The 7,111-nt window shown below is 66.7% G+C and carries 8 protein-coding genes; 4 read left to right on the top strand and 4 right to left on the bottom strand.

Annotated elements, in window-relative coordinates; all coding sequences use genetic code 11:
• Positions 1-68: 68 nt before the first annotated feature.
• Positions 69-464 (bottom strand): hypothetical protein, encoded by a 396-nt coding sequence (locus VXC91_RS40635; protein ID WP_329512390.1) that lies wholly within the window; start codon positions 462-464, stop codon positions 69-71.
• Between the two features lie 172 nt (positions 465-636).
• Here VXC91_RS40635 and VXC91_RS40640 point away from each other — a divergent pair, with 172 nt between their 5' ends.
• The 4 genes from VXC91_RS40640 (at position 637) to VXC91_RS40655 (ending at position 3,475) form a co-directional block, all read left to right on the top strand.
• Positions 637-1,539, top strand: coding sequence for a DUF6192 family protein (locus VXC91_RS40640; protein ID WP_329512391.1), 903 nt, complete (start codon positions 637-639; stop codon positions 1,537-1,539).
• Between the two features lie 54 nt (positions 1,540-1,593).
• Complete coding sequence (locus tag VXC91_RS40645; RefSeq protein WP_329512392.1) at positions 1,594-1,953, top strand: hypothetical protein; 360 nt, start codon at positions 1,594-1,596, stop codon at positions 1,951-1,953.
• 80 nt (positions 1,954-2,033) lie between these two features.
• Entirely contained in the window at positions 2,034-2,894 is an 861-nt protein-coding gene (locus tag VXC91_RS40650) for an IS5 family transposase (RefSeq protein WP_329512393.1), read from the top strand.
• A 59-nt stretch (positions 2,895-2,953) separates the two neighbouring features.
• A complete protein-coding gene (locus VXC91_RS40655; protein WP_329512394.1) occupies positions 2,954-3,475 on the top strand; it encodes a hypothetical protein in 522 nt (173 codons plus the stop codon).
• A 78-nt stretch (positions 3,476-3,553) separates the two neighbouring features.
• On the opposite strand, the gene VXC91_RS40660 is transcribed toward VXC91_RS40655, so the two are convergent.
• The 3 genes from VXC91_RS40660 to VXC91_RS40670 all read right to left on the bottom strand — a co-directional run bounded on the left by VXC91_RS40660 (position 3,554) and on the right by VXC91_RS40670 (position 6,448).
• Positions 3,554-3,985 carry a recombinase family protein gene (locus tag VXC91_RS40660; RefSeq protein ID WP_329512395.1) on the bottom strand — a complete coding sequence of 144 codons (432 nt, stop codon included), beginning with the start codon at positions 3,983-3,985 and terminating at the stop codon, positions 3,554-3,556.
• Between the two features lie 410 nt (positions 3,986-4,395).
• On the bottom strand, positions 4,396-6,108 hold the full coding sequence (locus VXC91_RS40665) for a helix-turn-helix domain-containing protein (protein WP_329512396.1): 1,713 nt from the start codon (positions 6,106-6,108) through the stop codon (positions 4,396-4,398).
• Positions 6,092-6,448: a hypothetical protein gene (locus tag VXC91_RS40670; RefSeq protein ID WP_329512397.1), complete on the bottom strand. Its 357-nt coding sequence runs from the start codon at positions 6,446-6,448 to the stop codon at positions 6,092-6,094. Before VXC91_RS40670 ends, VXC91_RS40665 begins: the two co-directional genes overlap by 17 nt.
• Positions 6,449-7,111 lie beyond the last annotated feature (663 nt).

Consider the following 7,111-nt stretch of genomic DNA (forward strand, 5'->3'; position numbering starts at 1 on the left):
GACAAGAAACGATCTTGCTGGGGTTTAAAGTCAAGTTAAGAAGCTGTGTCACATCCTCTTTCCGCAGGTCAGGGACTATTTCGCTTCGGGTAGGTTGGCTCGAAGCGAGGCATGGGCGGGAGTGATGGTCGGTCGTACGGTGTCGGCATGGGCAGGGACGGGGTGCCCCGGCTGCGGCTGGTCGTAGTCGCGGAGAACGACACCGGACCGCGGTTGTGCCGGGGGTGCGGCGGGCCGCTGATGCCGCGGGCGAAGATGACGGCGGTGTTCTGCTCGTCCGTGTGCCGGTCACGACACTGGCGCCGGATACGGCGGGCGAAGGCGAGGACCGAGGCGGTGAAGGCCAGCCAGACATCCGTCTGCCCGGAGTGCGGGACGTCCTGGACGGTCGGCGTCGAACATCCCGCCTCGGCAACGTACTGCTCTCCCCGCTGCCGCAAACGGGCCTGGCACAGACGGCGCATGCAACAGGGCGGGGTGTGAGACCGCGCATCCGACGGCCACCCGGCCGCTCCACGCGCCGGGGACGCGCACCCTGGCAGACCGTCCGAAGCGGTCGGATGGTGCCAAGTAACGGATGTCCGGGGCGAGTCGGCGGCATGAAGGGATGCCGCGGTCCGGGTCCGCAGGAGTTGGATGTCCGCCATGGTCGGGAGTGTGACCCGGGAACGCTACGACGAGCTGGTCACGCTGGGGCGGGACTGGGTGGCCACGATGAGCGGCGCCCAGTGGCGGATCGGTGATGCCGCTCTCGAAATTGAACCCATGCGTTCGTATGGGGGTGCGAATCCAGCCGGGAAGGACGACCTGTTCACCGTGAGCGAGGCCATCCGTCTGTTCGCCGAGGACATCGGTCTGGCTTACACGACGGTCCGCGACTACCGGTGGGTGTCCTCGCGCTGGCCGGCCAAGCGCCGGCGGGCGGACGTCTCGCACACGATCCACAAGATCCCGGCCAGCATCCCCGATGAGCAGGAGCGTTTCGAGGCGGTCAACAACCCCCCGCCCAACCCGCGTGGCGGACAGCCGCGGTGGACGCACGACAGTGCGAAACGCGTGGTGGGCTGGAAGGTCGACTCCCCGGAGAGCGTCCAGGAGAAGGTGGAGGCGATCCACGACCTGGCCAGCGACGACGCGGTGGCGGCGGTGGTGACCACCGACTTCCTGCGCCGTCCGGCGGTCGCCTCGAAGGCCATGGCCGATGACACAGCGAGGCACGTGGTGAACGAGGCTCAGTTCGACCGGTTCCGCCAGCAGGCGCAGTTCGTGCACGAGGAGGCGGCCCCGCAGTTGCAGCGCATGGAGCACAGCGCCCAGTTCATGGACCTGGTCGCGGCCTGCGCACAGTTCGTCGCCACTGCCGGGCGGATCGTGCCGAACCTGCGCGGCGAGCACTACGACGACGGCGAACGCGACACGATCGGCCGGGGCCTTGCCCGGGTACGCGCCGCGGCGGACTGGATCGAGAACGCCGTCACCCGCGGTGAGGTCGACCTGGACGAGCAGCTCGAAAGGCTGCTGAAGGGTTCGGGTGAGTAGGCGATGGGGCGGGGCTGCCCCGCTCATGTCCACGCCGAAGCGATCCTCAGCGCTTTGCAAGAGGCCCGCCCCGCCGGACTGACCATCACCCAGCTCATGGCCGCCACCGAACGCACCCGCGCGCAGATCCACACCGGCCTCGCCCACCTTCGCCAGGTCACCGCCGCACGCGACCTTCCGCCCGTGACCTGGGACAGAAAGTGGGGATACCGATTGCTGGACGACGCGCCGGAGGTGTGGATCGGCTACGAGCGGGCGTTTTTCGACGCCGTCCACCACCGGGTGGAGAAGTTCATCGCCGGGATGCTCCTCCCGCACCAGAAGAAGACGCCCGGCGACCCCTACATCCGCACCGTCATGGCACAGATGGGCGCGATCGAGTCCACCCTTCAGCTGCTGGCCAACCTGGAGTGAACCAAAGCAGGAAGGCAGGCAGCGGGCCGCGACCGAACCGCAGTTGACCCCCATCCCCAAGGTCGCGGCCCGGCACCGTCATGCTGCTGCCCCGCTACCGCTACCCCTCCGACACCAGCGACCTCGAATGGGCCCTGCTCGAACGCCTCCTCCCGACGCCCGCATGCCAGACCCCGAAAGGCGGCGCTCCCGAGAAGTGGCCTTGGCGACGGGTGGTCGACGCGATTCGGTACATCGTCGACAACGGGGCGAAATGGAGGGCGCTGCCGGCCGACTTCGGCATTCCCTGGCGCACCGTGTCCGGGTATTTCGCGCGCTGGGCGAAGACCGGCGTGCTCAAGCGCATCCTCGATCAGCTCCGCCGCCGACTGCGCCTGCGAAGCCACCGCTGCGCCTGGCCGGTCCGGGTGATCATCGACGCCCAGTCCATCAAAGGCGCGGAGACCGTGTCCAAAGCAACGCGCGGATACGATGCGGGAAAGTGCATAAATGGGAGGAAACGGCATCTAATTGTTGACCAGGACGGCCTCTTGGTCGACCTGCTCGTCACCCCCGCCGACGTCCAGGAGTGCGCCGCTGCCCGCATCCTGCTCACCCGGCTCCATGCCGAACACCCCGAAATCGTCCTGGTCTGGGCCGACAACGGCTACGGAGGCGAGGAGTTCACCACCTGGGCACAGGACACCCTCGGCATCACCATCAAGGTCGTTCCCCGCCCCAAGGACGCCGACGGCTTCGTCGTGCTGCCCAAGAGGTGGGTGGTCGAGCGGTCGAATTCGTGGACGATGCGGGCCCGGCGCAACGCGAGGGACTACGAGCGTCTCATGTCCCACGCAGAAGCCCACATCCAGTGGGCCTTCATCACCCTCATGTCCCGCCGCCTGTCCCGCCCACGCCGCCGCCCCGAGGCGGCCCCGGTCAGCCTCGCGTCAGCCGCCTGAGCTTGGGCGCCCGGTGTGTGATCGCGTCCTCGGGCCTTCGTTCCGGTGAAGCTGGGGGTGTGAGTATCAGAAGCGAGCATCCAGTGAATGCGGATCAGATCTATCGGGCACTGGTGGCCTTGGGCGCTGAACCGGTCCTTGATCCGGAGTTGTGGCCCGAGGGTCCGCAGGAGGACGACCGTCTGCGACTGCTCGGTGCACTGCTGGCCAAGACGGAGCTGGAGATCACCGCTTCGACCCGGATGGCGAACGAACAGATGGAGGACGTCGCCGAAGTGGTGGTCGGATGGGCCGAGCAGGTGGGGCCCGACTCCGGTCTTACGGCCAACGTGCTGTCCAACCGGTTGGAGCGCACTGGGGTGCAGCTCATGGGCGAAGAGGAGGAGACGCCTCCGGGTCGGGCGGCGTCCTTCATGGCCGCGGCGGACGCGTTCGGCGCCCACCTTTCCTTTCAGCGCGGTGATGCGGAAGCCGTGCGGAAAGCCCTTGGCCGGGCGGAGGCATCCGTCATCGGGATCCTGCAGGGCATCCACGGCCTGCGCATTGCCATCGGCGATGCCGAGGAGGAGCCGGAGGACTGAATCCGGAGGGCTCCACTGCCGTTCGGTCAACCGTCCATCGACGCCAAACCGAACGGCAAGCGGAGTCATCGCCGCACCTCATTGCGCCGTGACCTGCGGAAAGAGGATGTGACACAGCTTCTTAGTGTTCTCGCTGATCATGTCGCGCTGGAACTCCAGGATCGTGACGAACAGCTTGGTCTGCGGGTCGTCGGCCGCCAGGTCGAAGCCGGACCAGCCGGTCGCGATGCGCAGATGCAGGCCTCGCCGCCCAAGGACCTCCCGGATCTGGATGACATCCTTGGTCGAGCGGAACAGTCGCGCGGCATCCGCGACGCGGATGATGTCGCCGACCGCCGCCTCATTCAGCAGCCGACGGAACCCTGACCGGTTGATCGCGTAGACGCGGGACGACGTGGCCGGGTCCTCGTACATAGGTGCGCCGGACTTGAGCAGACTATCCAAAGCATGGAGTTGGCGGGCATTGGTCTGCTTGTCGGTAGAGTGCCGAAGATACAGACGGTCCGTCACCTATCGTCCCCTCTTCGCTCGTCCGGCGGGGCGCCGGATCATGACCGTAAGGGGCGAAATGGGGAGGCGCAAACGCGGAGCGGACCCGATTGGATCGGTGCACCGATTTACCCCGCTATGCCCGGCTCGGATCATTGGATCGAACCGAGGGGGCGCAATCGACCGTTTTAGCCCCCCGGTCGATTGGACTCCGGAGTTGAGGGCCGCCCGACCTCGCGTCGGATAAGGAGAGGTTGTCGCGACTACCCCGTCGGAGGCCTGTGTTCGCGATTCGCGGGCACAGGCGTTCATTGGACGGTGGCGTGCGCGGCGTGCTTCGAGGGGAACGCCCGGCGCGGGCACGAGTCCCGGAGTCACAGACTCCGGGACTCGCATGCTTCGTGGCTGCGTCGTCGCGCGCCCGCCGTTGATCAGGTTGGGGTGGGGCTGGATAGTTCGGGTGCGGCGACGCAGACGGTGCCGCGGTTCTGAATCTTCGCGCAGGCGCGAGCATCGTCGAGGCGGGTGACAGGGATCATTCGGGTATAGGCGTTGTGCCCATACTGCTGACGGTATTCTTCGGAATCACCGTTTTTGGAGGTGATTGTGACGCCGTCGCCCGGCGACGTGTTGCTCATCTTGGCCCAGGCGGCGGCGCAGCGGGGGCTGTAGCGGAGCTCGATCGTCGCCCCGAACTTGCGCCCGATGTAAGCGGTGATGGCGTCCAGTGAACAGATGGACTCCTTCGGCTCCACCGAGGTGCAGGAGTCTCTGTGGCAAGTTGTCAGCGGCGGGGCCGTCGCCGGGGATGTGGTGGGTGAAGCCAAGGGAGATGTTCCTTGGGTATTGGCTGGGTTGTAGGCGCTGGTGTTGATGCCCCAGAGCGCTCCTCCTCCCGCCAGGACGACCACACTCATGATGACTGCGACAACCCAACCGGCCTGCTTCTTGACCTCCGTCTGTGGCGTCGTCTCGGTTGATGCCAGCTGCTCGGGCGACCTTGTCGTCGCCGGAGTACCCGCAGCCTGTCGGTCTTCCTGCTCGGCGCCAGCCGGAACGGGGCCAGCTGCCCGTGCCTGCTTCGTCTCCTGCGCCTGCCAGGCCGCGTGCCACAGGCCGAGGAGTTCCTCCCGGTCCACGACCGTGGGCGCGGCATTGGCGAAGCTGATGAGTGCGTCCCGTGTGGGGAGCTTCTTGTGCGTGTACCAGCGGTTCCACGTGCTGGCTGTGACGCCAGTCCTTTTCGACAGCACCATGTAGGACCAGCCCAGTTCGCCCATGTAGCGGCGGAGCAGGTTCAGCAGAGCGACGAGTTCCGCTGCCGGCTCTTCGGTGCCGTCCAGTTCCGCAAGGCGGTCGGTGCTGCGCCGGGGGGAGGTGGTGGGCTGCTGAGGCAGCGTGGGACCGCCCGTCTCAGCGGGTGCAGCGGGTGAGGTGTCCTCCTCTGGCGGGGGGACTCCGACGGCATTCTTCTGGCTGCGGATGCGATGCCAGGCTTGGCGGAGCAGGAGTTGCTCGTCCTTCGCTGCGTCGCAGGCTTGAGCTAGGCCGAGGGTCAGTTCAAGACTCGGGAGGCGCCGTTCGTCGCCAAGAGCCCTGGACAGGGTGGTCTTAGAGATCCACTGGCCATTCCTGCGGAATCGAGCCTCGAGCTGCCGCAAGGAGGGCTGGCCAGCTCGCGCACGGAGCAGCTGGAGTGCGGTCACGATGTACTCGGGTCCGTCCCAGTCCGCCCTGAACGAAGCGATCGGGGTGGACTTGGGGATGGTCGGGACCTTGACCGTGGCGAGCCGGGGCGCGCCGGACAGCCCCCGCTCGGACTCAATCACCTGGTTGTGGTCTGCCGGCTCTTCCCTGGAGGGGGCAGAGGGCTCGCTGAGGAGTTTCTGCGTCTCTTCCCAGAAGGCCTGCCACTCGTTCTCGTCTTCGTCGCAGGCGAGGATGTACGCCCGGGTGAGCTCCCAGGTCGGCAGCTCCTTGCCGGAGGCCCCCTGCGACAGCGCGCTCGCGGAGTAGTTGGCGACCTTTGCCATGTCCCGGTAGTTGATGCCCGTCGCCTTGCGGGAAGAGCGCATCCTCTGGGCGAAGTGGCGCAGCGGGGGCGGCGCGGTCTCGGGGATCGGGCTCTCAGGCCTGGCCATCATGCCTCCTCTCCGGCAGCAGCTCATCTGCTGCTGCGGTCCCCAATGCGGCAGGAGATGAGCCGAGTGACTCAGGGGTGACCGACTGCTGGGCTGCAGGGCTGGCGGCGTCCTGGCCAGGGTCGTTCTTTCGGTTGTCCTGGTGGGTGTTCACCACCTGGGTCGCGACCAGGGCGAGGGAGGAGACGGTGGTGACCGCGGCGGCCACCGGCATGCCGAGCAAGACGAGCAGCGTCGTGGCGCCGCAGATGAGCGCAAGGACGCACGCCCAGAGGAAGACTCCGTTCTTGGGCGGGCGGGACGCGGGATGGCCGGGCCCCCGCGAAAAGGGGAGGAGTGCCACGTAGGGCTGCCCTTCTCGGGCCCCTGGGGCCCGGGTTCGGTGCCCGCTCGCATAGGAGAGGGCACGCGGGCAGGCCCGAAAGCCTGCCCGCTCGCTGGTCCGAAACGACCCCGGCTGCAACCGGGAAAGCGTCGCCGGTCCGATTGAACCGCAAATTCGGGGAGCCGTGGGATTCGCGTCACCGGCCAGTAAGGGAGGTGAGCAAGTTGATTTGCAGGTGGAATATAAGATTCCGCCCAGAAAGGCACTCAAACCGCCCCAAAGGGAACCGCTGGACAACGACAATCAACCGACTGAACAATTTCACTGAACAACCCCAAAAGTCTAATCAACGCAGGTCAGATGGGGTGCGGAAAAGTTCACGGTGTTCCGATGCATCCCATTGCGTTCGAGGACGTACCGCAAACTTGGTAAACAACGGACCCGCCCTAATAGTTGTGACATCGCCCGGCCGCCGCGGAGGCAGCAGGGCCTCGGTTCGATTCGCTGGTCCGAACGAACTGGCTTACCTGGGGAAACGCTGCAACGTGACCCCGGAAACAACGTGCGCGGGCAACAGCAGTTCTGCTGTTGCCCGCGCACGTTTTGTTCCGAATGCGTGTCAGCGTCCGAGGGACGGGCCCCGAACGGCGACACCGCCCTGCCGCCCGCCCCGGCCGCACC

The organism is Streptomyces chiangmaiensis (genome assembly GCF_036281785.1).
In the GTDB taxonomy this organism is placed as follows: Bacteria; Actinomycetota; Actinomycetes; order Streptomycetales; family Streptomycetaceae; genus Streptomyces; species Streptomyces chiangmaiensis.